Origin of the sequence: Fibrisoma montanum (genome assembly GCF_003583365.1) — a bacterium.
In the GTDB taxonomy this organism is placed as follows: Bacteria; Bacteroidota; Bacteroidia; order Cytophagales; family Spirosomataceae; genus Fibrisoma; species Fibrisoma montanum.
This window is the reverse complement of the sequence record NZ_QXED01000004.1, coordinates 674826-700741: the sequence shown is the minus strand read 5'-3', so window position 1 is coordinate 700741 and position 25916 is coordinate 674826. Positions and strand designations below refer to the sequence as shown.

At 54.1% G+C, this 25916-nt stretch carries 25 protein-coding genes and 1 pseudogene; 17 read left to right on the top strand and 9 right to left on the bottom strand.

Going from position 1 to position 25916, the window contains the following annotated elements; translation table 11 throughout:
* Nucleotides 1-11: 11 nt before the first annotated feature.
* A complete protein-coding gene (recQ, locus tag DYU11_RS16865; RefSeq protein WP_119668855.1) occupies nucleotides 12-2159 on the bottom strand; it encodes a DNA helicase RecQ in 2148 nt (715 codons plus the stop codon).
* Nucleotides 2160-2458: 299 nt separating this feature from the next.
* Here recQ and DYU11_RS16860 point away from each other — a divergent pair, with 299 nt between their 5' ends.
* The 3 genes from DYU11_RS16860 to DYU11_RS16850 all read left to right on the top strand — a co-directional run bounded on the left by DYU11_RS16860 (nucleotide 2459) and on the right by DYU11_RS16850 (nucleotide 5202).
* On the top strand, nucleotides 2459-3013 hold the full coding sequence (locus tag DYU11_RS16860) for an SET domain-containing protein (RefSeq protein WP_158600297.1): 555 nt from the start codon (nucleotides 2459-2461) through the stop codon (nucleotides 3011-3013).
* A gap of 4 nt (nucleotides 3014-3017) precedes the next feature.
* A complete protein-coding gene (locus tag DYU11_RS16855) occupies nucleotides 3018-3359 on the top strand; it encodes a transporter (protein WP_119668853.1) in 342 nt (113 codons plus the stop codon).
* A gap of 136 nt (nucleotides 3360-3495) precedes the next feature.
* Nucleotides 3496-5202 (top strand): arylsulfatase, encoded by a 1707-nt coding sequence (locus tag DYU11_RS16850; RefSeq protein WP_119668852.1) that lies wholly within the window; start codon nucleotides 3496-3498, stop codon nucleotides 5200-5202.
* Nucleotides 5203-5205: 3 nt separating this feature from the next.
* On the opposite strand, the gene DYU11_RS16845 is transcribed toward DYU11_RS16850, so the two are convergent.
* Together DYU11_RS16845 and DYU11_RS16840 are read right to left on the bottom strand one after the other, a co-directional pair.
* A complete protein-coding gene (locus tag DYU11_RS16845; protein WP_229365880.1) occupies nucleotides 5206-5862 on the bottom strand; it encodes a peptidoglycan DD-metalloendopeptidase family protein in 657 nt (218 codons plus the stop codon).
* A gap of 34 nt (nucleotides 5863-5896) precedes the next feature.
* Complete coding sequence (locus DYU11_RS16840) at nucleotides 5897-7171, bottom strand: MFS transporter (RefSeq protein ID WP_199736730.1); 1275 nt, start codon at nucleotides 7169-7171, stop codon at nucleotides 5897-5899.
* 150 nt (nucleotides 7172-7321) lie between these two features.
* On the opposite strand from DYU11_RS16840, the gene DYU11_RS16835 reads away from it, so the two are divergent.
* Both DYU11_RS16835 and DYU11_RS33955 read left to right on the top strand, forming a co-directional pair.
* A complete protein-coding gene (locus tag DYU11_RS16835; protein ID WP_119668849.1) occupies nucleotides 7322-8827 on the top strand; it encodes a peptide MFS transporter in 1506 nt (501 codons plus the stop codon).
* Between the two features lie 13 nt (nucleotides 8828-8840).
* Nucleotides 8841-9047 (top strand): annotated as a pseudogene (locus DYU11_RS33955) (Rpn family recombination-promoting nuclease/putative transposase); the annotation flags it as partial.
* A 64-nt stretch (nucleotides 9048-9111) separates the two neighbouring features.
* Here DYU11_RS33955 and DYU11_RS16825 read toward each other — a convergent pair.
* Genes DYU11_RS16825 through DYU11_RS16815 form a run of 3 tightly spaced genes read right to left on the bottom strand, consistent with a single transcriptional unit; the run spans nucleotide 9112 to nucleotide 11678 of the window.
* The gene (locus DYU11_RS16825; RefSeq protein WP_119668847.1) at nucleotides 9112-9450 is read right to left on the bottom strand and encodes a translation initiation factor; all 339 of its coding nucleotides are present in this window, start codon (nucleotides 9448-9450) and stop codon (nucleotides 9112-9114) included.
* A gap of 54 nt (nucleotides 9451-9504) precedes the next feature.
* The gene (locus DYU11_RS16820) at nucleotides 9505-10302 is read right to left on the bottom strand and encodes an ion transporter (RefSeq protein ID WP_119668846.1); all 798 of its coding nucleotides are present in this window, start codon (nucleotides 10300-10302) and stop codon (nucleotides 9505-9507) included.
* A gap of 47 nt (nucleotides 10303-10349) precedes the next feature.
* A complete protein-coding gene (locus DYU11_RS16815) occupies nucleotides 10350-11678 on the bottom strand; it encodes an MFS transporter (RefSeq protein ID WP_119668845.1) in 1329 nt (442 codons plus the stop codon).
* Nucleotides 11679-12057: 379 nt separating this feature from the next.
* On the opposite strand from DYU11_RS16815, the gene DYU11_RS16810 reads away from it, so the two are divergent.
* Nucleotides 12058-12765: a GNAT family N-acetyltransferase gene (locus tag DYU11_RS16810; protein WP_119668905.1), complete on the top strand. Its 708-nt coding sequence runs from the start codon at nucleotides 12058-12060 to the stop codon at nucleotides 12763-12765.
* A 152-nt stretch (nucleotides 12766-12917) separates the two neighbouring features.
* On the top strand, nucleotides 12918-14780 hold the full coding sequence (locus DYU11_RS16805; RefSeq protein ID WP_119668844.1) for a DNA polymerase III subunit gamma/tau: 1863 nt from the start codon (nucleotides 12918-12920) through the stop codon (nucleotides 14778-14780).
* A 5-nt stretch (nucleotides 14781-14785) separates the two neighbouring features.
* Here DYU11_RS16805 and DYU11_RS16800 read toward each other — a convergent pair whose 3' ends face one another.
* Together DYU11_RS16800 and DYU11_RS16795 are read right to left on the bottom strand one after the other, a co-directional pair.
* Nucleotides 14786-15784: a phosphotriesterase family protein gene (locus DYU11_RS16800; protein ID WP_119668843.1), complete on the bottom strand. Its 999-nt coding sequence runs from the start codon at nucleotides 15782-15784 to the stop codon at nucleotides 14786-14788.
* A gap of 67 nt (nucleotides 15785-15851) precedes the next feature.
* On the bottom strand, nucleotides 15852-16982 hold the full coding sequence (locus tag DYU11_RS16795; RefSeq protein ID WP_119668842.1) for a tetratricopeptide repeat protein: 1131 nt from the start codon (nucleotides 16980-16982) through the stop codon (nucleotides 15852-15854).
* Nucleotides 16983-17070: 88 nt separating this feature from the next.
* Here DYU11_RS16795 and DYU11_RS16790 point away from each other — a divergent pair, with 88 nt between their 5' ends.
* The 10 genes from DYU11_RS16790 to DYU11_RS16745 all read left to right on the top strand — a co-directional run bounded on the left by DYU11_RS16790 (nucleotide 17071) and on the right by DYU11_RS16745 (nucleotide 24949).
* Complete coding sequence (locus tag DYU11_RS16790) at nucleotides 17071-18306, top strand: M16 family metallopeptidase (RefSeq protein ID WP_119668841.1); 1236 nt, start codon at nucleotides 17071-17073, stop codon at nucleotides 18304-18306.
* A 193-nt stretch (nucleotides 18307-18499) separates the two neighbouring features.
* Nucleotides 18500-18853 (top strand): nucleotidyltransferase domain-containing protein, encoded by a 354-nt coding sequence (locus DYU11_RS16785; RefSeq protein WP_119668840.1) that lies wholly within the window; start codon nucleotides 18500-18502, stop codon nucleotides 18851-18853.
* Nucleotides 18850-19251: a HEPN domain-containing protein gene (locus tag DYU11_RS16780; protein ID WP_119668839.1), complete on the top strand. Its 402-nt coding sequence runs from the start codon at nucleotides 18850-18852 to the stop codon at nucleotides 19249-19251. Before DYU11_RS16785 ends, DYU11_RS16780 begins: the two co-directional genes overlap by 4 nt.
* Before the next feature lie 32 nt (nucleotides 19252-19283).
* Entirely contained in the window at nucleotides 19284-19439 is a 156-nt protein-coding gene (locus DYU11_RS16775; protein WP_229365879.1) for a nucleotidyltransferase domain-containing protein, read from the top strand.
* Nucleotides 19440-19443: 4 nt separating this feature from the next.
* Entirely contained in the window at nucleotides 19444-19923 is a 480-nt protein-coding gene (gene ispF, locus DYU11_RS16770) for a 2-C-methyl-D-erythritol 2,4-cyclodiphosphate synthase (RefSeq protein ID WP_119668838.1), read from the top strand.
* Nucleotides 19924-19937: 14 nt separating this feature from the next.
* Nucleotides 19938-21065, top strand: a complete 1128-nt coding sequence (locus DYU11_RS16765; RefSeq protein ID WP_119668837.1) for an amidohydrolase family protein — start codon at nucleotides 19938-19940, stop codon at nucleotides 21063-21065.
* A 92-nt stretch (nucleotides 21066-21157) separates the two neighbouring features.
* Nucleotides 21158-22258, top strand: coding sequence for a mandelate racemase/muconate lactonizing enzyme family protein (locus tag DYU11_RS16760; protein WP_119668836.1), 1101 nt, complete (start codon nucleotides 21158-21160; stop codon nucleotides 22256-22258).
* 2 nt (nucleotides 22259-22260) lie between these two features.
* Nucleotides 22261-22824 carry a GNAT family N-acetyltransferase gene (locus DYU11_RS16755; RefSeq protein ID WP_119668835.1) on the top strand — a complete coding sequence of 188 codons (564 nt, stop codon included), beginning with the start codon at nucleotides 22261-22263 and terminating at the stop codon, nucleotides 22822-22824.
* Between the two features lie 261 nt (nucleotides 22825-23085).
* On the top strand, nucleotides 23086-24132 hold the full coding sequence (locus DYU11_RS16750; protein WP_119668834.1) for an aminopeptidase: 1047 nt from the start codon (nucleotides 23086-23088) through the stop codon (nucleotides 24130-24132).
* Nucleotides 24133-24160: 28 nt separating this feature from the next.
* Nucleotides 24161-24949 (top strand): DUF3108 domain-containing protein, encoded by a 789-nt coding sequence (locus DYU11_RS16745; RefSeq protein WP_119668833.1) that lies wholly within the window; start codon nucleotides 24161-24163, stop codon nucleotides 24947-24949.
* Here DYU11_RS16745 and DYU11_RS16740 read toward each other — a convergent pair.
* On the bottom strand, nucleotides 24935-25900 hold the full coding sequence (locus DYU11_RS16740) for a GNAT family N-acetyltransferase (RefSeq protein ID WP_229365877.1): 966 nt from the start codon (nucleotides 25898-25900) through the stop codon (nucleotides 24935-24937). The genes DYU11_RS16745 and DYU11_RS16740 overlap by 15 nt on opposite strands.
* Between the last annotated feature and the right edge of the window lie 16 nt (nucleotides 25901-25916).

Here is a 25916-nt window from a genome sequence, read left to right as displayed (position 1 = left end):
AATGGTATTTTTCACAGTTGAAGTAGCCCGGCGACCAGGGTGAGTTTACTATAGTCGTAACGCCCACCGAGATAGTCGAACAAGGGTTTCAGCCGACCTTCTTCCATCCCTACTACCGCGATGGCCCGCTCAATTTCAGTCCGCTCAAAGGGGCTCACCAGCGACGCAATATCGATGTCGTAACCGGCTTTCGCGAGCTGTACCAGATGCCCGGCAATTGAGCCTGCTGTGAGCTGTCGTTCGGCGGCAATTTCGTCGATGGTCATTCCCTGGTTGTAGAGATTAAGGGTAACGAGCTGCGTACCGCCTTTGGGTTTTTCGCCGGCGTTCACCCGGCCCCGGACGTACCCGACAATCTCGTCGAGGAACTGCTTACCGAACAGTTGCAGCTTCCGTTCGCCTACCCCGCTCACATTCCGCAGGGCATCCGGCGTGGTTGGCCGCTGCCGGGCCATGTCTTCGAGCGTCGTATCGGTGAAAATGACGTATGGCGGTACGTTCTGCTCATCGGCCAGTTTTTTCCGCAGTGCCCGAAGCCGCTCGAACAGGTCGTCGCGCTGGGTTTCGGTCTTCGTTTTTACTTTTTCGACCACCGGCTTCGGTGCATCGTCCGGACGTACCAGATCGATCTTACGCCCGCTGAAGAGCACCTGATCGGCCAGAATACCTCTGCGCAGGGCATAGTGCTGGTCGTAAGCAATTTCAATAACGCCGATGTTGATGAGCTGATGGATGTAGTTTCGCCATTCTTCGAACCGCAGGTCGCGACCGGCGCCGTAGGTTTTGACCTGGTCGTAGCCCCCCTGCAACACGGCCTGACTGCGCGAACCCCGCAGAATATCGATCAGCAGGTTCATCGGCACCCGTTCGCCGGTCCGGACAATGGCCGACAGGGCTTTCTGGGCCAGGATCGTCCCGTCGAATGTAACGCGGGGATCGCGGCAGACGTCGCAGTTGCCGCAGGGTTCGGGCAGGTCTTCAGAGAAGTAGCTAAGCAGGATCTGCCGGCGGCAGGTGTGCGCGTCGGCGTACTGCTGCATTCGCTCCAGCTTGGCCAGTTGCAGACCCAGGTTGGCCGGCGCCGATTCGGAAAGCATGTCCTTGTACGTCGCTACGTCGGCGAAGCTGTAGAACAGCACCGTCTGCGCTTCGGCGCCGTCGCGGCCCGCCCGCCCGATCTCCTGGTAGAAACTCTCGATGTTCTTGGGCATGTTGTAATGAATTACCCAGCGAACATTCGATTTATCAATACCCATCCCAAACGCAATGGTCGCGCACATGATCCGCACATCGTCGCGCAGGAAGGCCTCCTGGGTTTTTGCCCGATCGTCGGGGTCCATTTTGGCGTGGTAAAAAGCGGCTTTGAAACCTTTCTCCTGCAGCTTGGCCGCCAGCGATTCGGTCGATTTGCGACTCAGGCAGTAGATGATTCCGGACGTATCGGGTTTCTGTTGCAGTAACTTGATGATCTGCGGCAGCCGGTTTGTACCGGGCAGCACCTTCAGGCTCAGGTTCGGGCGGTTAAACGACGCAATGAATACCGCCGGATCGTTCATGCCAAGCCGCTGGGCAATGTCGTTGCGGGTCAGCTTATCGGCGGTAGCCGTCAGGGCGACGGTCGGTACGGTCGGGAAGTGCTCTTTCAGTACGTGCAGTTGGGTATATTCCGGCCGGAAATCGTGCCCCCACGACGAAATACAATGGGCCTCGTCGATGGCGAACAGCGATATGGTTATGCGCTTGAGAAACACAAAAAACGACTCCGTCAGCAGTTTTTCGGGGGATACGTACAGCAGCTTGATCTTTCCCTTCACGCAGTTGTCTTCAATGTCGCGCTGCTCCTTTCCGGATTGGGTGCTGTTGTAATAAGCCGCCGAAATACCGTTCATGTGCAGGGCTTCGACCTGGTCTTTCATGAGCGCGATCAGGGGCGACACAACCACGCAGACGCCCGGCATCATCAGGGCCGGAATCTGAAAACAGACCGATTTGCCACCACCCGTCGGCATCAGGACCAGCGTATCGCGTCCGCTCAGCACCGACCGGACAATATCTTCCTGCATGGGCCGGAAGCGGTCGTAGCCGTAGTAGCGTTTAAGATAATCGGCAGGTTCGCGCAGGGATGGCTGATCGGCAGTAAAGAGATCGGTAGTCGTCATTTCGGCAACAGAATTATACCAAATATACACAAAATTTCCGGGCACCCGCTACGTATCAGGCCGCGGGACATCAGCCAATCGACACAACAGTCACAACCGGTTTTTTGTCCCGATTGGTAGGGTATAATGCGTTCAGGCGATACCCTCAACCAACGCAGTTTAACCTATTTACCGGAACCACCCTGCAATTAACCTACATGGTATCCAGCTTTTACCGGCAAACCCTGCCCCTTCGCCTTCATTCGTCACCCGCCCGAATTCTGAGGGAATACATTTGCTTCATAAACCGCCCAACATTCATGATTCACCCAGACACTTACGTTCAGCTTACGCCCAAAGGCCTCGGACTTTTTGCGAAGAAACGCTTCCTACGTGGCGAAATCCTCTGGATCATTGACGATATTGACCTGAAGATGCCGCTCCTGGCCCATCAGGCGCTTGATCCTCTCCAACAGCAGAAGCTAAACATCTACTGCTACCTCGACTACCAGCACCGGGTCATCGTTCCCTGGGACGAAGGTAAATACGTTAACCACTCGTGCGCACCCAATTCAACGGGGCTGCTGGAGTACGACAACATCAGCATTGCCCTCCGCACCATTGAGCCGGGAGAGGAAATAGTTGAAGATTATTATTGCTACTACGGCCATTTCGAGACGTTCACCTGCAAGTGCGGAGCCCCCAATTGCCGCGGTACTATCGACCAGGTTGATTCCTACCGCCCTGATCTGCGGTTACATCTGGACGACATCGCGCCCGACATGATGAAGCTCGACCAGCCCTTGCTGGCTATTCAATCAGCCGAGAACACAGCTTTTTTAACACTACTGCAACGGTACTCTATTCCGGTTTAGGCGTATGGCACTTCGTTACAAATGGCTCCTCCTGCTGGTCGCCCTGGAGCTGATTTCGCTACTGGCCGATTACCTGATCAAAAAAGCGTCGCTTCAGCCAGGCCTTTCGGGATGGAAGGCCCTGCTGCTGGGCGGAATCGTATACGGCAGTACGGCCCTGGGTTGGTTTTACATGATGCGGTCCTACAAGCTGTTCACGATTGGCGTCCTGCATTCGGTCGGGGTTATTGCGCTCAGCGTGTTGTTGAGCCTGATTGTGTTTAAAGAGAAAATGTCGGTGGGTGAGTTCGTCGGCCTGGGGCTAGGCCTGGCTTCTATTGGGTTGTTGCTGCGTTTTCAGGAATAAGGCTGCCTCCTAAAAGACCTGTGTATGAAAGAGTAAGCTCTCCATAGGCCTGAGCTGGCCAACAAACCTCAAATCAGGCCGGGTAGGAAACGACAAACCTCTTGTTTCATTAGTTGTTTACTAACCAGGACGACCCATGAAAAAGAGGGCTTTCGCGCTTTCATTCCCTCTCCTCGTACTTATAGCGGTTCCGCTTACGTTGAAGCACGAGCCTGACAGGCCAATCAACGTAGCTGCCCCACGGCCCAACATCATTCTGATCATGGCCGACGACCTGGGTTTTTCGGATTTGGGCTGCTACGGCGGTGAAATCCGTACTCCCAACCTCGATTACCTGGCCAGCAACGGCATTCGGTACACGCAGTTTTACAATACGTCGCGGTGCTGCCCCACCCGGGCGTCGCTGCTGACCGGCCTGTACAACCAGCAGGCCGGGATTGGCAAGATGACCGAGGCCGAGGATACGCCCGGCTACCGCGGCCACCTGACCGATAATGCCGTTACGTTGGCTGAGGTGCTCAAATCGGCCGGCTACCAGACGGGAATGACGGGTAAGTGGCACGTCTCCAACACCATCGTGCAGAAAGACCCGAACCAGCAACTCGACTGGCTAAATCATAAAAAGGACTTCGGCGATTTTTCACCTATTGATCAATATCCCACCAGCCGGGGGTTTGATCGGTATTTCGGCAACATCTGGGGCGTTGTCGACTTTTTTGATCCGTTTAGCCTGGTCAGCGGGACAAAGCCCGTAAAGCAGGTCCCGAAGAATTACTACCACACCGATGCCATCAGTGACACAACCGTGGCTTACGTCAAAGCTTTTGCAAGCTCGTCGGCACCGTTTTTCCTGTACGTAGCCCATACCGCTCCGCACTGGCCACTGATGGCCTTGCCTGAGGATATTGCCAAGTACGAAAACACCTACAAACCCGGCTGGGATGCCATCCGCAAAGCCCGGTACGACAGACAGGTGAAGCTGGGCCTGATCGATCCGGCAAAAACCAAACTCTCCGAACGCTGGCAACCCGATCAGACGTGGGCCAACAATCCGGATAAGGAATGGGACGCCCGGGCCATGGCTGTCCACGCAGCCATGGTCGACCGGATGGACCAGGGGATTGGTCGGCTGATTAAAACCTTACGCGAGACCGGCCAACTGGACAATACACTGATCGTTTTCCTGTCGGACAATGGGGCCAGCCCTGAAAATTGTGCCGCCTATGGCCCTGGCTTCGACCGGCCTAATCAAACCCGGGATGGACGACCGATTGTGTATGATCTGAAAAAGCAGGTGATGCCGGGGCCGCAAACCTCCTTTGCGTCCATTGGCCAGCGCTGGGCCAATGTCGCCAACACACCGTATCAGTACTGGAAGGCCGAATCGTACGAAGGTGGTATCCATACGCCGATGATCGCATTCTGGCCCAGGGGTATCAACGCGAAAAAAGGCAGCTTCAGCCCACAGGTTGGGCATGTGATGGACTTTATGCCCACATTCGTTGAAGTAGCCGGCGCTACGTACCCCAGCACTTACAAAGGCCATACGATCACCCCAACCACCGGCATCAGCTTAGTGCCTTCGTTTCAGGGAAAAAGATCGGCGGGGCACGAGGCCCTGTTCAACGAGCATTTTGGTGCCCGCTACGTTCGTTCGGGCGACTGGAAACTGGTATCATCCAGCCGCGACAGCACCTGGCAGTTGTTTAACGTAACCACCGACAAGACCGAAACACAGGATGTAGCCGCGCAGCACCCCGACAAGGTGGAGCAGTTGGCAAGCCGGTGGCACCGATGGGCCAGCACGCATCAGGTGTTCCCGAAGCCGGGCCGAAAACCGTAGCAATCAGGGCAATCCGGCTATGTGAAGCCAATCATTCGGATTAGGGCAGATTCGCAACCACTCGTTGCGCTCAGACAGGCTGCAAACGCCGGGAAAGTCGCCCATCAGCCCCAGCATATCGGTCATGAGCTGAAAGTGCAGGTGCGGAGGCCAGTCGCCATTCTCGGGGAACGGACCAATTTCGCCAATCTTTTCGCCGGCTTTGACTTTTTGCCCCCAAAGCAAGCCATTCAGCGACGACCGGCTCAGGTGCCCGTACAGGCTGTAGAGCGGTCGGTAGTTGACTTCATGCTCCAGAATGATCGTGGGGCCGTAGTCGCCGAAATTCGCATTATTCTGGAAGCTGTGCACCACGCCGTCCATAAGGGCAAATACCGGTGTGCCGGCTTTGGCCCAGAAGTCGATACCCAGGTGAACGACCCGCGGCTCCACCGACTGCTGAAAGTGTTCGCTACGTCGGTAAATGACCCGGTGTTCGTTGTAGCCGCCAACGCCCACCACGGCCCCGGCCTGGTTGAGTTTACTGAATACGTAGTCGTTGAAAACAGCCGTGTTGGTCAGGTCCAGCGTGGCGAGATCGGGGTTGGTCGCCGAAAAATCGAGAACGAGGTACGGGTCTTTACTGAAATTGAACGGTAACAGCATGGGGCTTCTGAGCATGAAGAGCGCAAGTTACGCAGCCGGCACGTAGCCCTCAAACGGTCGTTAGCTTTGATTCGTCGGTATCCTCAGCCAGTACGATTTCCTTCGTTGGGTCAATAACCAGCCAAAGCAGGCTGCTGCACAGCAGCAGAAAGGCAATCAGAAACAGCGGCAGGTTGTAGTTGCCGGTTGCGTCCACAATCTTCCCGAACAGAATCCCCAGAAAGAACGCGCCGAGCTGTCCGGCCATGTTCATTGCCCCGGATACCGTACCCGACTTACTCCGCCCAATATCCACGCAAACGGCAAACGACACTGGCAGGGTCAGGTCCTTAAACGCCATGCCCAGGGCGAGCAGCAAAGCAGCGGTCTGGTTATTGGTCGCCAGAGCCGCGGCCAGCATGACCACACTCGACACCCCCATGCCAACAATGCCCACTGCCCGCCGACCCGTTTTCAGGCCGTACCGCCTGGCGAGATAATCGCTCGCGTAGCCACCCGTGAAGCAACCAATGGCCCCCAGCACAAACGGCAGCGTAGCAAAAAGCTTCATCTGGTCTTCGCCGAACTGCCGGCCATCCTGCAGGTACGTCGGCAGCCAGCCCGTGAAGAAATACGCCCCGTACATGTAAAAATGAAACATGAGCATCACAGCCCACATATTCCGGCTGCGCAGGATTGCCCGCCACGGAATGGAGTGGCTGTGGGCTTTGAAGCTGCGGGTCGCTTCGATGTAGTCGCGTTCCTCAACCGCAACCCCCGGTTTATCGCGGGGAAAATCCCGGAACCAGACGTACCAGATAGCCGCCCAGATCAGGCCGATCCCGCCCATCACCCAGAACGACGCCCGCCAGCCAAACGCAGCCGCTACCGGCACCACGATCAGGGGCGACAACGCCCCTCCGATCCGCCCGGCCGCCCAGATAAACGACTGCGCCCGACCCGTTTCGACCGCCGGAAACCAGCGCGAAATAACAATGGACGTATTCGGATAAGCGCCCGCTTCGCCGATGCCGAACAGAAATCGGATCAGTACCAGATACGTCAGGTTAGCGGCCGTACCGGTCAGCACCGTAAACGCCGACCACCACGTAACGACCCGGGTCAGTACCCGTCGCGGACCAATGCGGTCGCCTAATGCGCCGGTGGGCACCTCAAAGAGCGCATACGCCAGCGCAAACGCGCTCAGAACGTAGCCGAACTGTTCGTTGGAGAGGTCGAGGTCCTTCTTCATCCGTGGCCCCACCACCGAAATACAGACCCGGTCGAGGTACGTAATGATTGATAAACAAAACAAAAAGGCAAGAACGCGGTAGCGATAACGCATAGAGACCGTCGGGTTAGGGCGAACAGGCCAACAAGATAGCATTTGCCGGTTTTATACCCAATCAGTATATTTACCGTTTCCTTTTTCGTTATTATTCATCAAAATTCTGTCAACAGACGCGTTAATCACCGCCCCGGCGGTTTACACTGAATGGAAGCAACTATCGACAAACCGGTTCGCGGCACCACGGTGCTGGGCCATCCCGCGGGTCTCTTCGTGCTTTTCTTCACCGAGATGTGGGAGCGGTTCAGCTACTACGGCATGCGGGCCATCCTCCTGCTGTTTCTGATCGACAACGTACGCGGAGGCATGGGCTTGTCCGAGCTCGAAGGGGCTGCGATCTATGGCTTATATACCTCATCCGTTTATCTGCTTTCGCTGCCCGGCGGCTGGGTAGCCGATAACCTGCTGGGTCAGCGGAAGTCGATTTTTTACGGTGGTCTGATTATCATGCTCGGGCACATTATCCTGGCTATCCCATCCGGACCGGGCATCTTTTACGCCGGACTTTGCACTGTGGCCCTCGGCACCGGCCTGCTAAAGCCCAATATCAGCAGCATTGTAGGTGAGTTGTACCCGGAAGGGGGCGCCCGGAAGGATGCCGCTTTTTCGATTTTTTACATGGGCATCAACACCGGCTCACTGCTGGGCATTTCGGTGGTTGGCTATCTGGGGCAGAAAGTAGGCTGGCATTACGGCTTTGGTGCAGCGGCCATCGCAATGGCACTCGGAATCGTTACGTTCCGGACGTTTGGGCAGCGGTATCTGGGGGACCTCGGCAACTACGTAGCCCGCCCAGCCGCCGACGCCGGCTCCTCTTCAGGCGGCAATCGTTCTCTGTTGGTGTTTATCGCGGGACTGGTCGTGGTGCTGGCGGCTCTGCAACTAACCGGTGTTCTGGATCTGACCACTGCCCCCGGACTGGCTCAGGCTATGGGCACAATCATTTCGTTGACCGCGCTTGGCTATTTTGTTTACATCCTGGTCGCGGGTGGCCTGGATGCTACCGAGAAAAAGCGGGTAGTGGTTCTCTTTGCGTTCTTTTTAGCGGCAGCTGCGTTCTGGGCAGGGAATGAACAGCAGGGTTCTTCGCTGCAAATTTTTGCCGATCGGTATACGCAGTTAAACATATTGGGCTGGCAAATGCCGTCGAGCTGGTTTCAGAACCTCAACCCCGCGTTTATTCTCATCTTCTCACCGGTGCTGGCGGGTCTGTGGATTTTCCTGGCGAATCGCAACATTGATTTTTCCGTTCCGGCCAAGTTTGCCACGAGTCTGCTTCTGCTGGGGCTGGCGTATGTTGTCATGATCTTTGCGTCCGAGATCGCTATAACGGGCGTGCGCACGTCACCGCTGTATCTAACGTTTACGTACTTGTTTTTTACCCTGGGCGAGTTGTTTCTGAGTCCGGTTGGCTTAAGTGCGTTCTCCAAACTGTCGCCCAAGCGGTATACCAGCCAATTGATGGGCCTCTGGTTCGTCGGCTCGGCGCTGGGGAACCTGATTGCCAGTCTGTTTGCCGGCGGCTTCGACGAGAGCAACGTAGCGGAAATGCCCAGCCTGTTCCAGAGCGTCGCGGTTTTCAGTCTGGGTTTTGGTGTGTTACTGCTCGTCCTGATTAAGCCACTACGGAAATGGATGGGGGGGATTCAGTAAGCAGTTACTACGTTACCTGCTCAACCGCTGGCAGGAAGATGCTCAGCATAAACGTTGTTTAACGCCAGTCATTCCGGTGATTATCTACCATGGGCCACGGCGCTGGTTGTACCAACCACTCACAAGCAGTATGACAGCTATGGATGTGGCTTTACGACGATACGTTCCCGTATTCGACTACGTGCTAATCGATCTGTCGCTGTTAACCAGCAAACAATGAGATGCCTGTTCAGGAAGTTGAAGCGGTTATTCAGCAGATTCGTAGCGGAGAAGGCCAATGAGCCTCAGCCACCGGCTTTCTTCGCCTTGTAGCCTTTTCCGGTGAGCCACGCCAGCACTTTATCGCGGTGGTCGCCCTGAATCAGTATTTCATCGTCTTTTACCGAACCGCCTGTTCCGCAGGCGGTTTTTAGTTGTTTGCCCAAATCGCTCAGATCACTGGAGCTACCGATGAAACCACGCACGGCCGTCACGACTTTGTTGCCGCCGAGTTTGACCAGCCAGATTTTAAGCGTCTGCTGCGCTGAAGGCAGGGTTTCGGCTTCCGGTTCGTCGTTGGTCTGGTAGTCGAAGTCTGGATCAGTCGAATAAACGACGCCCCCGTTTCGGTTTTTCTTGCTCATAGTTTCTAAAATTAATGACGTAACAGGCCTGCTTCGCTGTTCGTTCGACGCAACTCAAAGCTCCTGACCACAGTGCGGACATCGCTTTCGGGACGGTGTTTTGTGCCCGCGGATTTCTTCCGTAAAACCCGACACCAGAATACTGGTCGGCAACGCGAACAGGGTGATGCCCATTATAGCCGCGAGGCCGCCGACAAACTTGCCGAGTGGGGTGATCGGATGGATGTCGCCGTAGCCAACGGTCGTCATGGCACTCACCCCCCACCACATCGTGGCCGGAATGCTCGAAAACGCCTGTGGCTGGGCCGGATGTTCGATGTAATACACAATGCTCGATATAATAATGAGCATGAACACAACAAACGCCAGGCTCAACAGCAGTTCCTCTTTTTTGTCGTTGACGACCCGCTGAATCACCCGCAGCGCATGCGCGTACCGCGAAATCCGGAACAGCCTGAAAATCCGGAACAGCCTCAGCAACCGGACGATGGCCAGATCGGTAGCGAACAACGTGAAATAGAACGGAAAAATAGCCAGCAGGTCAATGATGGCGCTTGTGGAGACCATATACCGAAGCCGCCCCCAGAACCAGTGGCGATAGCGGTCATTCTCTACGCTTACCCAGATACGGACAATGTATTCGATGGTAAAAAAGACAACGGAAAACAGTTCAAAATCATAGAAAAGCCGTGCGTATTGCCGATTATACTCCGGCACTGTGTTCAGCACAATAGCAATGGCGTTCAACGTAATGATGGTGATCAGAACAACGTTAAAGACCAGGCTTATGCCACGGCGGCTCCCGGAGGAAGTTTCGAGGACACGGTACACTTTACGACGAAATCTGAGCATGGTGTTCAACAGATCGGTGGTATTGCAAGCTACGACCGAAACGCGAATTACCCTTGACCGACGGCCCGATAATGCCTCAGGGTAAAGAAAGCAAGCGTAAAAGCCACTAAAGCCAGACCACCGGCTGCGATACCAATGACCGGCGCCGGGAAAAAATTAAGCGCTTCGCCCGATACGTACGTACCGGCAATGTCGCATAAATTTACGAACGCCATATACGTCGTAAACTGCGACCCCTCCACTCCTTTCCGACAGATAGCCATCAGCACGGGCATGGCAGCCACACTGATGCTTGGGTCCATGAAAAATAAAGCAACCAGCCCCGTTCTGGCTATGTCGCGCTGTTCCCATAAACGCGGAATCAGGTTAAAGCCAATCAGGTAACCCGCTACCAGAATCAACACAAAAATAAGCAGTCTACTCGGCCCGATCCGGTCGGCAACGTAGCCGCCCGCCAGAGCAACGCCCGTTGCTACGAACATGCCGTAGGTACCGGTTAGCACCGATAAATCGGTATCACGCCAGCCCAGCTGACGGATCAGGTGATAGTTATAGGCCCTGAGAAACAGGGAGACGCTGGTATAAGCCAGGATTACGGCAACGAAAATCAGTAAACTTTTCCGCGAAAATAATCCGCGAAAAAGCTCGGTAAACAACCAGCGAAAGTCGTGATCGGGTTGGTCAGGAGCCGTTACAGACGCAGCTTGGGACGTAGTTGTTGAGCGGGCAGAACCCGGCAGTAGTTGATCCCCCCGGCGTTCCCGGACGAAATACATCAGAACCGCCCCGGTCAGCAGGCAGGCCGTCTGCGTCAACGCGGCCGTATGGAAGTCATACACTCTCAGAATCTGCGCAAAAACGGCTGCGCCCCCACCGTATCCAATCAGGAAGCCACTCCGCATGAATGCATTGACACGGCCCCGTTCGTTTTCAGGAATGACCGAGATGGCCATGGCATCGACGCTGGCATCCTGAATGGCCGCGAAAATGCTACGGGTAAAAAACAGCCAGCTCATCAGGGAGATCTGAGCCACAGGCTCCGACACCGACAAGAGCGTTAAGGACGTCAACACAGACATCAGTTGTGATCCCACTACCCAGGGTTTACGCCTTCCCATCGGCGACTGCTGAAACCGGTCTATCAAGGGTCCCCAAACAAACTGAAAAGCCCATGGCAAACCAATTACCGCGACAAATGCCCCGACTACATCCGGCCGGACCCCCTCAGCGGCAAAGTAATTCGTCAATGCGGTTGTGTAGAAGCCGGCCGGGATTCCCTGCATGATGTAGAGATACAGAAAGACGCCGTATCGCAGCGGCCGACTCTCACTCAGGGTTAATGCGTGCGAGTGGGAAGGAAAGTGAGACGTCACCATACATCATAGTTACCCTATTTAATCGATAGCCGATTAACTAGTGGTTAAATTCTTAGCAAACGTCTTGTTGAATAGCCTTTGTTTTAACCGTTTGTGAACTATCCCCGTAAAATCCTGTTATCACTATTGCACGACCCGGATAATATATCTAACATTGTCCGCGTTTTGTACGCACAACCAATGGCAAAGCTCGTTTACATACCGGCCTTCCTGCACACTACGCCATTTCGGTTTAGGTCCGAAAGGACCATATAATTATGTTTTGCCTACGCGGTAAAACTTTTCCGACCTTTATCAATTTCACTAACAACATTTTCTAACAACCAACACGGATCACCTTGTCTCCGTATGCGATAGTATGATCGCACAAAAAACGACGATGGTCAACCACGAAGTAGTCAACGATCAATTCATTGTTCAGGTCGCCAACGAGAATCACCTGCGGCTGGCCGAAACCATATGCAAAGAGATGGAGCAGAGCGCCAAAGCCCGCGGAACGGGCATTGCCAAGCGTTCGCCCATCTACGTCATGGAAAAAATGCTCGAAGGCAAAGCCATCATCGCCACGACGCTCTCGGGCGAGTGGGTAGGTTTTTGCTACGTCGAGACCTGGGATCACGGTAAGTTTGTGGCCAATTCTGGCCTGATCGTACACCCCGAACACCGCAAAAGCGGTATCGCCACGCGCATCAAAGGAAAAGCCTTTGAACTGTCGCGCACGCGCTTCCCCGAGGCTAAAATCATCGGTCTGACAACGAGTCTGGCCGTGATGAAAATAAACTCCGACTTAGGCTACCAGCCCGTAACGTTAAGCGAGCTGCCCGCCGACGAAGCGTTCTGGAAAGGCTGCCAAACCTGCGTTAACTACGATATTCTGAGCCGGACCAACCGGAAGCACTGCCTCTGCACGGGGATGCTTTATGATCCGGAAGAGCATAAGAAAGCTGAGCGCAACGAGAAGTGGAACTTCTTGAAAGAATCTAAGTTGTATGAGCGCTGGATGCGGTTGAAAGAACGCATTCTGTTGCGGCTGCATCTGCATGATCGTCAGCGGAAACCGGAACGGGAACTGGAAGCGGTTCATTGATTTTACCCAACGTATAGTCCAACAGCAAGGCCATTCCCGATGGGAATGGCCTTGCTGTTGAAACGCAATTCAGTTACCAAAAGTCGGCCCCGGCAGACGGTTTCGAGCTAGATTTCCGTTTGAAATCCGCCCCCTGAATGCTAACTTGCGGTATGGAAAATTTTGTGGTCTCAGCCCGAAAATACCGGCCCGCGACCTTTGACACCGTCGTTGGGCAGGAACATATCACCACTACGCTCAAGAATGCCATCAAAACCAATCACCTGGCTCAGGCATTCCTGTTCTGTGGACCGCGCGGGGTCGGCAAAACAACCTGCGCCCGGATTCTGGCTAAAACCATTAACTGCCAGAACCTGACGCCTGAGGGTGAAGCCTGCAATGACTGTGAATCGTGTGTGAGCTTCAACCAGAGTGCTTCGTTCAACATTCACGAACTGGATGCGGCTTCGAACAACTCCGTCGAGGACATTCGTAATCTGATCGACCAGGTACGCTACCCGCCCCAGTCCGGCAAATACAAAATCTACATTATTGACGAGGTGCACATGCTCTCGTCGGCGGCTTTCAATGCGTTTCTGAAGACGCTGGAAGAACCGCCTTCATACGCTATTTTTATTCTGGCGACGACCGAAAAGCACAAAATCCTGCCGACGATTCTGTCGCGCTGCCAGATTTTTGATTTCAACCGAATTCAGCCGCAGCACATTGCCAATCACCTGGCCAGCATTGCGCAGAAGGAAGGCATCACGGCCGAGTCCGACGCGCTGGATCTGATTGCCCAGAAAGCCGATGGCGGTCTGCGCGACGCGCTGTCGATGTTCGACCTGAACGTTACGTTCTCGGCCGACCGGATCATTCGCTACAAGGAAGTGCTGGACAACCTGCATATCCTTGACTACGACTACTATTTCAGACTCACCGAGCAACTGCTGACGGGCGACCTGACCCAGAGCCTGCTTACGCTCGACGAAATCCTGCGGAAAGGCTTTGATGCGCACCAGTTTGTGGTGGGTTTATGCCGTCATTTCCGCGATTTGCTGGTCTGTAAAGATCAGGCTACGGTCCAGCTGTTGCAGGTAACCGAGAACGTTCGGCGGCAGTATCTGGAGCAGTCGGCTAAAGCGCCCATGTCGTTTTTACTGTCGGCGCTGAGCCTGGGTGGACAGTGCGACATCAACTTCAAACAGGCGAAAGATCAGCGTCTGCACGTGGAGCTGGCCCTGATGAAGCTGGCCAACCTGCGCAACGTTCTGGACTGGAATACGTTACATACCACGGTCCCTTCGGAGCCCCCCCTCAACGGGGTTGAAAAAAAAAACAGCCTACCATCGCCTAACGGGGGCGAATCCGTAGCCGCTACGTCGGGCATTCCACTCGAAACGCATCCGATCACCAGCGAACCAGTCAACGGTTATAAACCGACCAATGGCCAGGCTGCTCAGCCTGTTGCAACTCCGCATACGAATGGCACGGCCGTAGCCCATGCTGCCCAACCGGCAGTGGCTAGTACAACTAAAAATCCGCTGCCGCCCCGGCCGCTCCCCCCAACGAGCCGGCTGCGTACTACGGTCAGTCTGACGGCTACGCCAACAGCGGGTTCGGCCAATGCCGATCAGGCAGTGGCTGTCGTGGCTCCCACCCGACCGGATAAGCCGTTCATCTTTGAGCAGTTAAAAGCCTGCTGGGATTCCTTCGCGCAGCAACGGCAGCGGCAAACCGGCTCCATGAGCGAACAGTTGGTGCTGAATCGGGACTTGCGGCTGGAAGGCACAGCCATTTACCTGACCCTCGACAACCGGTTGCAGGTGGATATTCTTACCGAGTTGAAACCGGACCTGCTTGCATGTCTGCGCGATACGCTGCAAAACAGCCAGATTACGATTGAACATGAGGTAGCGGTTATCGAGACCAAAAAACTGATCTACAGCCCGCTGGACAAGTTCAACTACATGGCCGAAAAGAACCCGGCACTTCACGAACTACGAAAAGCGCTGGGATTGGAAGTCGATTATTAACCAGATTAGATAGGTAGCTGAAAAGCGTCGACGGGGTTCTCGACCAGAATTTGCCTGAAATCTCGTTTGGTAAAGCCTTTCTTTGTCAATTCCGGCATCAGGCGTCTGAACAATACCGTATAATCGCGGCCGATGTTGCCGCCGTCGGGTTTTTCCGGATCATACCAGCCGGCATCGTGAGAAAGCAGCGTCCGGTGCAAAAACTTGTTTTCTTTCATCAGCAACAGGGTCTCAGCATACTTGTCTACGTTGCTGTTATCGAGCCCGTCGAGACTCACCCAGGCACCATCCCGAACGGCCCGGGCGTAATGAACGATACTGTTGCCCTGCGCGTGTACCCACACGAACGCGTCGGGTCGAACGCCTTCCTGCTTCAGAACATCAATCTGTTCAAAGGCTGCTACGTAGGGGCCCGTATGCGAGCAAATGGTCAATCCGGTCTGCTTGTGGGTTCGGGCGGCAGCCGTAATCAGTTTGCGGTGCATGTCGGACAACGGGCCGGGGTTTACGCCAATTTTTATGAATCCTGGTTTTATACCCGTGTCGTCAATACCCTTTTCGAAGTCGGCTATCCACCGGCTGGCGAGCTGGTCGGCGGTTTCGGTAAAGGCGTGGGGTGGCAGAAACTTATTATCAACCGCCCCATAGTAGCCGGTATTGGTCAGGATATGCACGCCAGAGCCGGCCGACAACTGAACCAGCAGCCGCGGGTCCCGGCCCAGGTAAGCCGGTGTGCAATCAAAAACGGCCTGGCAGCCAAGCCGCTTCAACTCCCGCAGATAAGGCAGCATTTTTTCGGCCACCCGATTCCGATCCCAGCGATCATACCCGGTTTTGTCAGCTCCGATAAAATCGACCAGTATGTGTTCGTGAATGAGTGTGAGGCCTAATTGATCGGCCCGAACAGGTCCACGAACGGTCATCATCCGGCCCGACGAACGAAAAGCGAGGGAAGAAGCCCCGGCGAGAGCAGCCTGGAGAAAACGGCGACGGTTGTATGACATAGCAAACAGGGCAACACTCAACCGTGTCTGTTGAATGCACCACCAAGCTACGCAATTACGTAATATGTCAGCTTTTCGTGTAGTTTTTTGCTTCGCGGATCAGGCCCTTGTACTCACTGATTTTGAGCACTCGTTTATAGTATTCTTTGGCGCGGTTTGGGTCATTGGCCCGGGCAGCAATGCGGGCCAGTCCGGCATAGGCCATAGCATTGTACTCTACCGTATAAGCCCGGTTAAAAGGCAACTTCAGGGCTGCCTGATAGTTGGCGGCTGCTTCCCGGTCGTTCTTTGCCCCGTACTCCTGCAACATGCCATCGAATACTCTGACGGCCAGCGGAACCAGCTTATGCTGAATTTGCCGTAGCCGCTGCACGTAGGGCTGAGCCTCCGCGTACCGCCCGGACAACAGCAACGTTTCGGCGTTGATCATGGCGAACAGTGGATTATCCGGATATTTATCGGCCAGGTATTTTGTGTAACCAATAGCCTTCGCCGGCTGATTTTCGTGCTTGAGATAAACATGCGCCAGATAATAACACGCAACGGGCCGCATAAACAACGCTCTCCGCGTAGCAATGTCCATCTGTTTCAATCCGATTGGCATATTGCCATCCTGAAAGAAAACCATGAACGGCCGGACAACCGGATGATCCATCGGATACCGCTCTACGTAGTAGTTGTATAAACCGGTAGTGAAATAGAAGTCCGTACTTTTGTTCATCAGCGAAAAGCCGTCCTTCATGTACGTATACGCCTTTTTTGACTCAGAAACAGCTTTTAAAGCTTCTCCCTGATTGCTATACAGCGAGGCTAGGTAGCTATGAGCCGTCAGAGCGAAAAAGATAGCTTCGGGATCTTTCGCATTGCGTTCCAGCATTCGTTTGGCCTGTTCAAGCCCCTGCAGCGTAGCCTGCGTAAATTGCGCCGTTGCGGTCGTGTTTTCATGAACCGGCAGGTATTGAAGTTCAAGCTGGGTAGCCTGCAGAATTGGCCCGACGGGGTGTTGTGGATACCGGGTTCGAAGTTGCCGAATCAAAGGAGTAGCTTCGTCAAACTCCATGTTATAGATCTTATCGAGTACCTGCTGAATGGTCTGCTGGAGGCTGGGGTCAGACAGCACCTGACCGTTCGTCAAAGTAGGTAAAGACGTAAGAACGATGAAAAAAAAAGCGTTCAGGATGCGGAGCTTGGGCGCCATGTAACGACGTTTGATTCTATACGGCAGGGGCCGTACATTTGTTGTACTGCGAGTTTCTTAACGAGGCTTTCTCGCAAAAAGTTTAGTCATGATTCATTACGAGCATTTTGTTTTAGATAACGGATTACGGGTATACGTCCACGAAGACGAATCGACCCCGATTGCCGCGGTTAATATTCTGTACAACGTCGGCTCCCGCGACGAAGACCCGAACCGGACGGGTTTTGCGCATTTGTTTGAACACCTGATGTTTGGTGGCTCCAGGCACATTCCGAGCTACGACGAGCCCCTCCAGAAGGTAGGTGGCGAAAACAACGCCTTCACCAGCCCCGACATTACGAACTACTACATCACGCTGCCCTCGGCTAACCTCGAAACGGCGTTCTGGCTCGAATCAGACCGGATGCTGAGCCTGTCGTTTGATCCGCAGGTGCTGGATGTGCAGCAGAAAGTAGTGATCGAAGAGTTCAAGCAGCGGTACCTGAACCAGCCTTACGGCGATGTGTGGCTTAAGATGCGCCCGCTGGCCTACCAAGAGCACCCATACCGCTGGGCGACCATCGGCAAGGACATCAGCCATATTGAAAACGCGACGCTGGACGACGTCAAGTCGTTCTTCTTCAAATACTACCTGCCGAATAATGCGGTGTTGGTCGTAGCCGGCAACGTAACCGTCGAGCAGGTAAAACAACTCTGTCAGAAGTGGTTTGCGCCTATCCCGTCGGGCGAGCCGTACGTTCGTCAATTGCCGCAGGAGCCGGTTCAAACCGAAGCCCGCAAGCTCGAAACCAGTGCCAACGTACCGCTTAACGCCCTGTATAAAGCATACCACATGCCTGGCCGTTTCGACCCGGATTTTCAGGCGACGGATCTGCTGAGCGATATGCTGGGACGTAGTAAATCGTCGCGGCTGTATCAGCAGTTGTTGCGTCAGAATCCCCTGTTCAACAACATATCGGCTTATATCACCTCCTCGGCTGATCCGGGCCTGCTGGTTATTCAGGGAACACTGAACGAAGGCGTCACGCTGGAGGAGGCCGATGCTGCTGTCGAAGCCGTTGTACAGGACCTGATTGATAACCCGGTCGCCGACGATGAACTCGCCAAAGTAAAGAACCAGGCCGAAGCCACACTGGCCTTCTCGGAAGTTGAGCTGCTGAACCGCGCCATGAACCTGGCCTTTGCCGCCAACGCCGGTGATCCCGAACTGGTTAACCAAGAAGCCGACCGGATTCAGTCCGTCACGCCGGCCGATGTGCAGCGTATGGCGCAGCAGGTTCTTCGCAAAGACAACTGCTCCACACTGTACTATCGGGCCGCGTAGGTCGGGCCGCGTAGGTCGGGCCGCGTAGGTCGGGCCGCGTAGGTCGGGCCGCGTAGGCCGGGCCGCGTAGGCCGGGCCGCGTAGGCCGGATTGTCGGTCTGACCGCAGGTCTGCACGGGAAACCCGGCCTACGTGGCCCGGCCTACGCGGCCAATACGTTAGTAAAGCGGAATCAACCATAATCCGATAACAGATGGAAGCCACGTACAAACCAAAAGCCTTAACCCCCGAACAATTGCAGACGCTGTCGCAGGAGGTGAAGCAGGCGCTTACCGATCTCTACGGTGACCGGCTTGACCAGGTAATTTTGTACGGCTCATACGCCCGGGGCGACTATCATGCCGAATCGGATGTGGATTATCTGGTCGTTTTGAACGATGAGGAAGTTAAGGCGGGTAGTGAAATCTGGTACATGGGCGATAAAATAGGTGACCTTTCGCTCAAGTATGACGTTTTTGTCTCCACAAAACCAACGTCACTTACTAAATACCTTGACTCAGAGTTGTTTCTGTATCAGAACGTCCGTCAGGAAGGCAAACGGCTATGAATAAAAACGTAGCTAATTACATGTCAATGGCAGGGGACTGTTTGTCGGATGCTCGCATGCTTCTCGAGAAAGGAAGTTACAGAAATGCCGTCGGACGAGCTTATTATGCCTACTTTGATGCGGTGAGGGCACTTCTTGCTTCAAAATCAATGGCTATAAAATCACATTCGGCTGCTCGAAGTCTGTTTAGCCAACATTTTGTAAAAGATGGTCCGTTTGTAGCTGCTGATGCAAAAGAGTTGAACTCTCTATTCGTTTTACGACAGGACGCTGAGTATGACCCAGAGGAGCTATTCGATTTTGATGCAGTTAATAAGGCAATTGAAACAGCCGCTGAATTCCTCCTCCAGGTCGAAGCCTATCTCCGTGACAACGGCTTTTACAAGTCCATTAAGTAATTACTTGCAAAGAAACCAGCCGCACCGAACAGATGGAAGCCACGTACAAACCCAAAGCCTTAACCCCCGAACAATTGCAGACGCTGTCGCAGGAGGTGAAGCAGGCGCTTACCGACCTCTACGGTGACCGGCTTGACCAGGTAATTTTGTACGGCTCCTACGCCCGGGGTAAGAGCTATCTTATTTAAAATCATGAAAATCCGCGTAGGACAAGGATACGACGTTCACCAGCTTGCCGAAGGCCGACCGTTCTGGCTCGGCGGCATTCTCATCCCGCATACGCACGGCCCCGTTGGGCACTCCGATGCCGATATTGTCTGCCATGTGCTCTGCGACGCGCTGCTGGGTGCGGCCAACATGCGGAACATCGGCTACCATTTCTCCGACAAAGACCCGCGCTGGAAAGGCGTTGATAGTAAGCTGCTGCTGACCGAGGTACTGAAAATGGTACGTAGTGCCGGTTACGAGGTCTCCAATGTCGACGTAACGGTGGTGCTACAGGAGCCGAAGCTCAATCCCCACATCCCGGCCATGAAGGAATGTCTGGCAAAAGTCATGCAGATTCCGGAAGAAGATATTTCCATTAAAGCGACTACGTCCGAGCATATGGGATTTGTTGGGCGGCAGGAAGGCATTGCGGCTCACTGCGTAGCGCTTATCTTTAAGGATTAATTACAAGACTGTCTATGCGTAACAACCTGATTCTGCCTTTACTACTTATCGTAAGCCTGGCCTACGCCCAACCTAAGGTCTCCACCCCGGAAGGCCCCGTCGACTTCGAAGAATACGAACCCGTATCGACACTGACAGTAGCCGAGCACAAACTGACCCGGTCCAAGTATCCGTTCATCGACGTGCACAATCACCAGTTTGAGATGGACCGGGCCGACCTCAACAAGCTCATCGCCCAGATGGATGCGCTGAACATGGGCCTGATGGTCAACCTCAGCGGCCGTGGCTTCAGCAGCAATACCGGTGAGAGCACGAAGTTTTTCGATGGGGCGCTGGCTAACATTCAGAAAACGAACCCGAAACGAATCGCGCTGTTCACCAACATCAACTTTGCCGGTGTCGGCGAGAAAGGCTGGACCGAGCAGGCCGTCCGGACGCTCGAAGAAGACGTTAAAAAAGGTGCAAAAGGTCTGAAGATTTACAAAAGTCTCGGATTTAACGTAAAAGACACCGAGGGCAACCGCGTTCGGGTCGACGATCCGCGTCTGGACCCGATCTGGGCGAAATGTGGCGAACTGGGCATTCCTGTCCTGATTCATACCGCCGATCCAAAGCCGTTCTGGGACCCGATGGACCGCTTCAACGAGCGCTGGCTGGAACTGAAACTGCATCCGGGCCGCAAACGAAGCGATAATAATCCGGTTGCCTGGGAGCAACTGATCGCCGAGCAGCACAATGTGTTCCGCAAACACACTAAAACCACGTTCATCAACGCCCACATGGGCTGGTATCCCAACAACCTCAACAAACTCGACAGCCTGATGAAGGCTTTCCCGAATATGGTGGTCGAGATTGGGGCGGTCATTGCCGAACTGGGCCGTCAGCCGCGGGCTGCCCACAATTTCTTCGTGAAGAACCAGGACCGGATTCTGTTTGGCAAGGATAGCTGGGTGCCTTCCGAGTATTCGACGTATTTCCGGGTGCTGGAAACCGACGACGAGTATTTTCCCTATCACAAAAAATACCACGCGTTCTGGCGGATGTACGGCCTGGCCCTGCCCGACGACGTACTGAAGAAAGTTTATTACAAAAACGCCCTTCGCATCATTCCGGGTCTGGATAAGAGTCAGTTCCCCCAATAAGTTTTTAAACGCAGAGACCACAGAGACTTTCGCAGCGTGCGCTGAGTTATCTCTGTGGTCTCTGCGTAAACTCTGTTGTCTCTGCGTTTTACATGCACATCACTCAAGTCACTCTTTACCGCTACGATATTCCGCTGAGGGCCCCGATTGCTATCTCGCTCGGCACGATTGAGAGCGCCCGCAACCTCCTTGTTGAAGTAAAAACCGACGAAGGCATTACCGGCTGGGGCGAAGGTTCGCCGTTCTGGATGATCGTCGGCGAAACGCAGGCATCCGGGCTGGCAGCCGCGCAGGACATGGCCCGGCTCCTGCTTGGCCGCGATCCGCTCGACATCGAAGGTTGTCTCACGGCGCTGGTCCGCTACCTGCCCGGCCACCCGACCACCCGCAGCGCCTTCGATATGGCCTTGTACGACGTAGCCGCCAAAGCGGCCAATATGCCGCTCTACCGGTTCCTGGGCGGTCAGAAAAGGACGGTAGTGACGGATGAAACGATCTACCTCAACTCCCCCGAGCGGATGGTCGAAGATGCGCAGCGTATCAAAGCCAACGGGGGCGAGGCCGTGAAGGTGAAGTTGGGCACGAACCAGCGCGACGACATTCGGCGGGTAGAAGCGATTCGGCTGGCGCTTGGCGACGAAACGCCGATCCGCACCGACGCGAACCAGGGCTGGGACGTAGTGACGGCATCGGCCGTGCTGCGCACCATCGGTGGATGGAATGTGCAGTATTGCGAACAGCCCATCCGGCGCTGGGACGTAGCCGGACTGCGGCAGGTACGCCAGGCGTCGCCGGTGCCGATTATGGCCGACGAGTCGCTGTTCGATGCGCAGGACGCCATCCGGCTGGTACGGGAAGAAGCCGTTGACTACTTCAACATCAAGCTGTCGAAAAGTGGCGGTATTTTTGAAGCCCTCAAAATCAACGCCATCGCCGAAGCCGCCGGAGTCTTCTGCATGATTGGCTGCATGTCGGAGTCGCGGTTGGCGATCACGGCAAATGCGCATGTTGCGTCGGCCCGGCAAAACATTACGTTTTTTGACCTCGACGCGCCTTTTGAACACGCCCAGGACCCGGTCGTGGGGGGCGCCATCTACGCTGGATACGCGATCAGCCTGCCCGATACGCCCGGCATTGGCGCAGAAATTGACCCGGATTTTCTGTCTACACTTGACCGCATCGTCATTTCATAATCATGCACATTACCACTATTCAAAGTGAAGCCGACATTCAGGGTATTTTGGCGCTGCAACGTCAAAACCTGCGTAAGAATGTAACGCCGGAAGTTCAATTGACGCAAGGATTCGTCACCATTGAGCACAACCCGGACACCCTGCGCCGGATGAACGAAGCCGCCCCGAGCGTCATTGCGAAAGACGGCGATAAAGTAGTTGGTTACGCGCTGACAATGCTCCCATCGTTTGGTGCCGATGTTCCCGAACTGCTTCCTCTTTTCTGGCGGCTGAACACGACAAAGTATAAAGACAGCCCCCTGACCGCCTACGATTACTACGTTATGGGGCAGGTGTGCGTCGCTGATGGCTACCGCGGTCAGGGTATTTTCGACAAGCTTTATCAACACCACCGCGACGTGTACAGCGACCGATACCGGTTGTTGATCACCGACATCTCTGAGCGAAACACCCGGTCGTTGCGCGCTCATGAGCGGGTTGGGTTCAGGAAAGTCACCTCGTTCTTTGACGACCTCGCCGGAGAAACCTGGGTAATTGTTGTCTGGGACTGGCAACGTTCTGAGTAATGATCCATTTCCATACGCGGCACGTACTGCTCGGAATACCGCCCCGAAAGAAGACTTGATTACTGGTTTACCAACGTGCGTCCGTACGCGCAATACAGTGCTTTTTGTCCGCAAATTCAAAACGGTTGGTTCTCAGGCGCTGGAGTAAAGCAGTGTCAGAGTACAAACTATTGTAACTATGTTTATATAGCTTGCGTGAATGACAAAGCCTCCCATCCTTTTTTCGTACTTTTGTCGGGTATTCGTTCCGCCTTACGTGGCATGTGGAAAAAGATAGGCATAGGGGTATTGCTGGCTTTACTTGTCATAGGCGTATGGCAGCGCGAACTGGTTAGTTATGGCTTTATGCAGGGCCGCGGACAACTCCGCATTTTGCTCAATACCGAACCAGTGAACGACGTACTGGCAGACCCGGCTTTTCCAGACTCAGTAAAGAACAAAATTGAACTCATACAAGAAATCAAGCGTTTTGCGATAGACTCTATCGGGCTTGATCCCTCCGGTAGTTATGAATCGTTTTATGATCAGCACGGAAAGCCGATTTTGTGGGTGATAACGGCTGCTGAACCATACAAACTAGCTGCAAAACAGTGGCATTTTCCTATTATCGGAACATTCTCGTATAAGGGTTTTTTTGAAAAAGACCGGGCTGACGAGCAAGTAAACGAGCTTAAACAGGCGGGTTGGGATACGCGGGTCGGGGAAGTTTCGGCCTGGTCGACATTAGGATTTTTAAAAGATCCTATTTTATCCAGTATGCTTGAGCGCCCCCCCGGAAGTCTGGCTGAACTGATTATTCACGAACTAACCCACGGGACATTGTTCGTAAAAAATAGTTTGGAGTACAACGAAAACCTGGCCGATTTTGTCGGTGAATACGGTGCTTTACGCTTTCTGGCTTTTAAATACGGGAAAACATCCGCAGAATATCGGAATTACCTGGCTGCCAAAGCGTTTTATGATCGGTACGATGAGCATATTTTACGGGGCACTCAAACGCTTGACAGCCTGTATAGGTCTTTTAAACCAACGACACCCGGGGCCGTCAAAGATTCATTGAAGTGGCAGACGATCCGTCAGATTGTCGTCAGCTCGGATACAATTCGGGATGAACGGACTACGGCGACGCGTCGTTCGGTAAAAAAACGGTCACTGAGCAAACTAAACCTACCGAACAACGCGTATTTTATCGGGTATCTAACGTACCGAAAACAGCAGAATCGCTTTCGGGATGAATTTGTGACCCGGTTTCATAGTGACTTTAAGAAGTACCTGACATACTTAAAAAAAACATATCCATCTTTGTAATGAACCCCGTCCCGGGTACTGTTGATGTATGAAGAAGTTGTTGTGGGGCATCGGCATTCTAACCTTTATTGCGACAGGTTTTTCAACTATGGATACCTATCGGCGAGTGGTTAATAATAGCTTTGGCCCAGGCGAACATATCGAATATCGGGTTCATTACGGCTTCCTGAACGCAGCCGAAGCCATCGTGGATGTGAGCCCTACGTTGTATAAAGTGAATGAACGCCCCTGCTACCGGGTCAACGTCGACGGTCGTACCGTGGGTGCGTTTGCTTTGGTTACCAAGGTGCGCGATACGTGGCGTTCCTATATCGACACGAATGCCATTCTGCCGCAGAAGTTTTACACGAGTCTGCGCGAAAACAACTACCGGAAAGAGGAGAACATTACGTTTAACCACCTCAACAATACGGTGCGGGCCGAAGAACGTACCGAGCGCGATGTTTTTCACGTGCCGGACAACGTACATGATGTGGTGAGCAGTTATTATTTTGTCCGAACCATCGACTTCAGCAAGCTGAACGTCGGACAGGTGGTTGAAATCCCGGCTTTCTACGACGATACCATTTATAACATGAAGGTCAAGTACCGGGGTAAAGACGTAATCAAAACAAAGTTTGGCCGCATCAACGTACTGAAACTGACACCCATTATGCCGCCCAACAGTTTCTTCAAGGGCGACGATGCTATCAAGATTTGGGTATCCGACGACGCCAATAAGATTCCGCTGAAGGTAGAAGTTGAACTGGCTATCGGCTCGCTCGATATGGATATCCGACATCATGCAGGCCTGAAACACCCGCTACGCTTTTTCTGACCGCTGCCTAAGCACCCGCCTGACCAGTCGTTCTACCCGGTTGAGCCGATTCCAGCACAGGGAGTAATAGCGCTCGTCTACGGCACCAAAACTTCGGTAAAAAGCTGCAATCGACGCTTTGTCGGGGCTTTCGAAATCAAGAACAAACGACTGACCGGCCCGCCGGCGAATCAACTGGTCAAGCAGCAACGTCCGGGCCTGCCCCCGCCGACCGGCTGGTGAGGCCGCATTGAAAAGGTAAATAATCCGGTTGCCTTCCTGCACAAACAACGCCCCGGCTTCGATCTGCCCGTCGCGCACAGCGTACCGGAGCGTGGCCAGTTGGCGCTGAGTTAGCTCCTTAACCAGTCTGCGTAAGATTACGTAGGCCCAGTCAGCCACTCCCCCGTCAATGGTATCGGCATGGTACTGCTGAAATAAGTGGATGATCGGCTCCGGGTCCACAGCGTCTTTAACTTCCCACCCTGCCGCCTGCGCCCGGCGAAGGTTCAACCGGCGGTCGGCGGAGTAGCCCGCTGCCAACTGCTCATAACCCACTGACAGATCCAGCGTGTGCGTGGCTCGTTCGTCCATATCGGTCAAAACCGGCAAAATCATTGGCTTTTCCCGAATGCTGAACGTTGACCCGTAGCGAAATCGACGGACAACGAACTGATAAAACGGCTCGACCGATTGAACCGGATCCAAAGCAAAAACGTGTAGAAACTGACAGAACAGCGGTTGATGCACGACCCAGGCATAGTTTATTCCCGCAATTCGCTTTCGTCGCAACGGTACGGGCAGAACCGCCCGGTAGCCGTCATTCTGATCGGCCAGCACAACACCCACCCAACGCCAGTCGGGTTGGGGCAGGACCGCGTCGAGGTACCAGGTATAGCCGTATACAATCCGTTGGTTTGAGGCCGACACGCAGGCATTCCAGGACAACTCATTCACTTGAGACCGATCCATGAGCCGAAGCTCATCC

Bases quoted from the DNA above. Each gene is read 5' to 3' on its own strand.
- recQ (WP_119668855.1), bottom strand. From the start codon at position 2,159: ATGACGACTACCGATCTCTTTACTGCCGATCAGCCATCCCTGCGCGAA.
- DYU11_RS16860 (WP_158600297.1), top strand. From the start codon at position 2,459: ATGATTCACCCAGACACTTACGTTCAGCTTACGCCCAAAGGCCTCGGA.
- DYU11_RS16855 (WP_119668853.1), top strand. From the start codon at position 3,018: ATGGCACTTCGTTACAAATGGCTCCTCCTGCTGGTCGCCCTGGAGCTG.
- DYU11_RS16850 (WP_119668852.1), top strand. From the start codon at position 3,496: ATGAAAAAGAGGGCTTTCGCGCTTTCATTCCCTCTCCTCGTACTTATA.
- DYU11_RS16845 (WP_229365880.1), bottom strand. From the start codon at position 5,862: ATGCTCAGAAGCCCCATGCTGTTACCGTTCAATTTCAGTAAAGACCCG.
- DYU11_RS16840 (WP_199736730.1), bottom strand. From the start codon at position 7,171: ATGCGTTATCGCTACCGCGTTCTTGCCTTTTTGTTTTGTTTATCAATC.
- DYU11_RS16835 (WP_119668849.1), top strand. From the start codon at position 7,322: ATGGAAGCAACTATCGACAAACCGGTTCGCGGCACCACGGTGCTGGGC.
- DYU11_RS16825 (WP_119668847.1), bottom strand. From the start codon at position 9,450: ATGAGCAAGAAAAACCGAAACGGGGGCGTCGTTTATTCGACTGATCCA.
- DYU11_RS16820 (WP_119668846.1), bottom strand. From the start codon at position 10,302: ATGCTCAGATTTCGTCGTAAAGTGTACCGTGTCCTCGAAACTTCCTCC.
- DYU11_RS16815 (WP_119668845.1), bottom strand. From the start codon at position 11,678: ATGGTGACGTCTCACTTTCCTTCCCACTCGCACGCATTAACCCTGAGT.
- DYU11_RS16810 (WP_119668905.1), top strand. From the start codon at position 12,058: ATGGTCAACCACGAAGTAGTCAACGATCAATTCATTGTTCAGGTCGCC.
- DYU11_RS16805 (WP_119668844.1), top strand. From the start codon at position 12,918: ATGGAAAATTTTGTGGTCTCAGCCCGAAAATACCGGCCCGCGACCTTT.
- DYU11_RS16800 (WP_119668843.1), bottom strand. From the start codon at position 15,784: ATGTCATACAACCGTCGCCGTTTTCTCCAGGCTGCTCTCGCCGGGGCT.
- DYU11_RS16795 (WP_119668842.1), bottom strand. From the start codon at position 16,982: ATGGCGCCCAAGCTCCGCATCCTGAACGCTTTTTTTTTCATCGTTCTT.
- DYU11_RS16790 (WP_119668841.1), top strand. From the start codon at position 17,071: ATGATTCATTACGAGCATTTTGTTTTAGATAACGGATTACGGGTATAC.
- DYU11_RS16785 (WP_119668840.1), top strand. From the start codon at position 18,500: ATGGAAGCCACGTACAAACCAAAAGCCTTAACCCCCGAACAATTGCAG.
- DYU11_RS16780 (WP_119668839.1), top strand. From the start codon at position 18,850: ATGAATAAAAACGTAGCTAATTACATGTCAATGGCAGGGGACTGTTTG.
- DYU11_RS16775 (WP_229365879.1), top strand. From the start codon at position 19,284: ATGGAAGCCACGTACAAACCCAAAGCCTTAACCCCCGAACAATTGCAG.
- ispF (WP_119668838.1), top strand. From the start codon at position 19,444: ATGAAAATCCGCGTAGGACAAGGATACGACGTTCACCAGCTTGCCGAA.
- DYU11_RS16765 (WP_119668837.1), top strand. From the start codon at position 19,938: ATGCGTAACAACCTGATTCTGCCTTTACTACTTATCGTAAGCCTGGCC.
- DYU11_RS16760 (WP_119668836.1), top strand. From the start codon at position 21,158: ATGCACATCACTCAAGTCACTCTTTACCGCTACGATATTCCGCTGAGG.
- DYU11_RS16755 (WP_119668835.1), top strand. From the start codon at position 22,261: ATGCACATTACCACTATTCAAAGTGAAGCCGACATTCAGGGTATTTTG.
- DYU11_RS16750 (WP_119668834.1), top strand. From the start codon at position 23,086: ATGTGGAAAAAGATAGGCATAGGGGTATTGCTGGCTTTACTTGTCATA.
- DYU11_RS16745 (WP_119668833.1), top strand. From the start codon at position 24,161: ATGAAGAAGTTGTTGTGGGGCATCGGCATTCTAACCTTTATTGCGACA.
- DYU11_RS16740 (WP_229365877.1), bottom strand. From the start codon at position 25,900: ATGGATCGGTCTCAAGTGAATGAGTTGTCCTGGAATGCCTGCGTGTCG.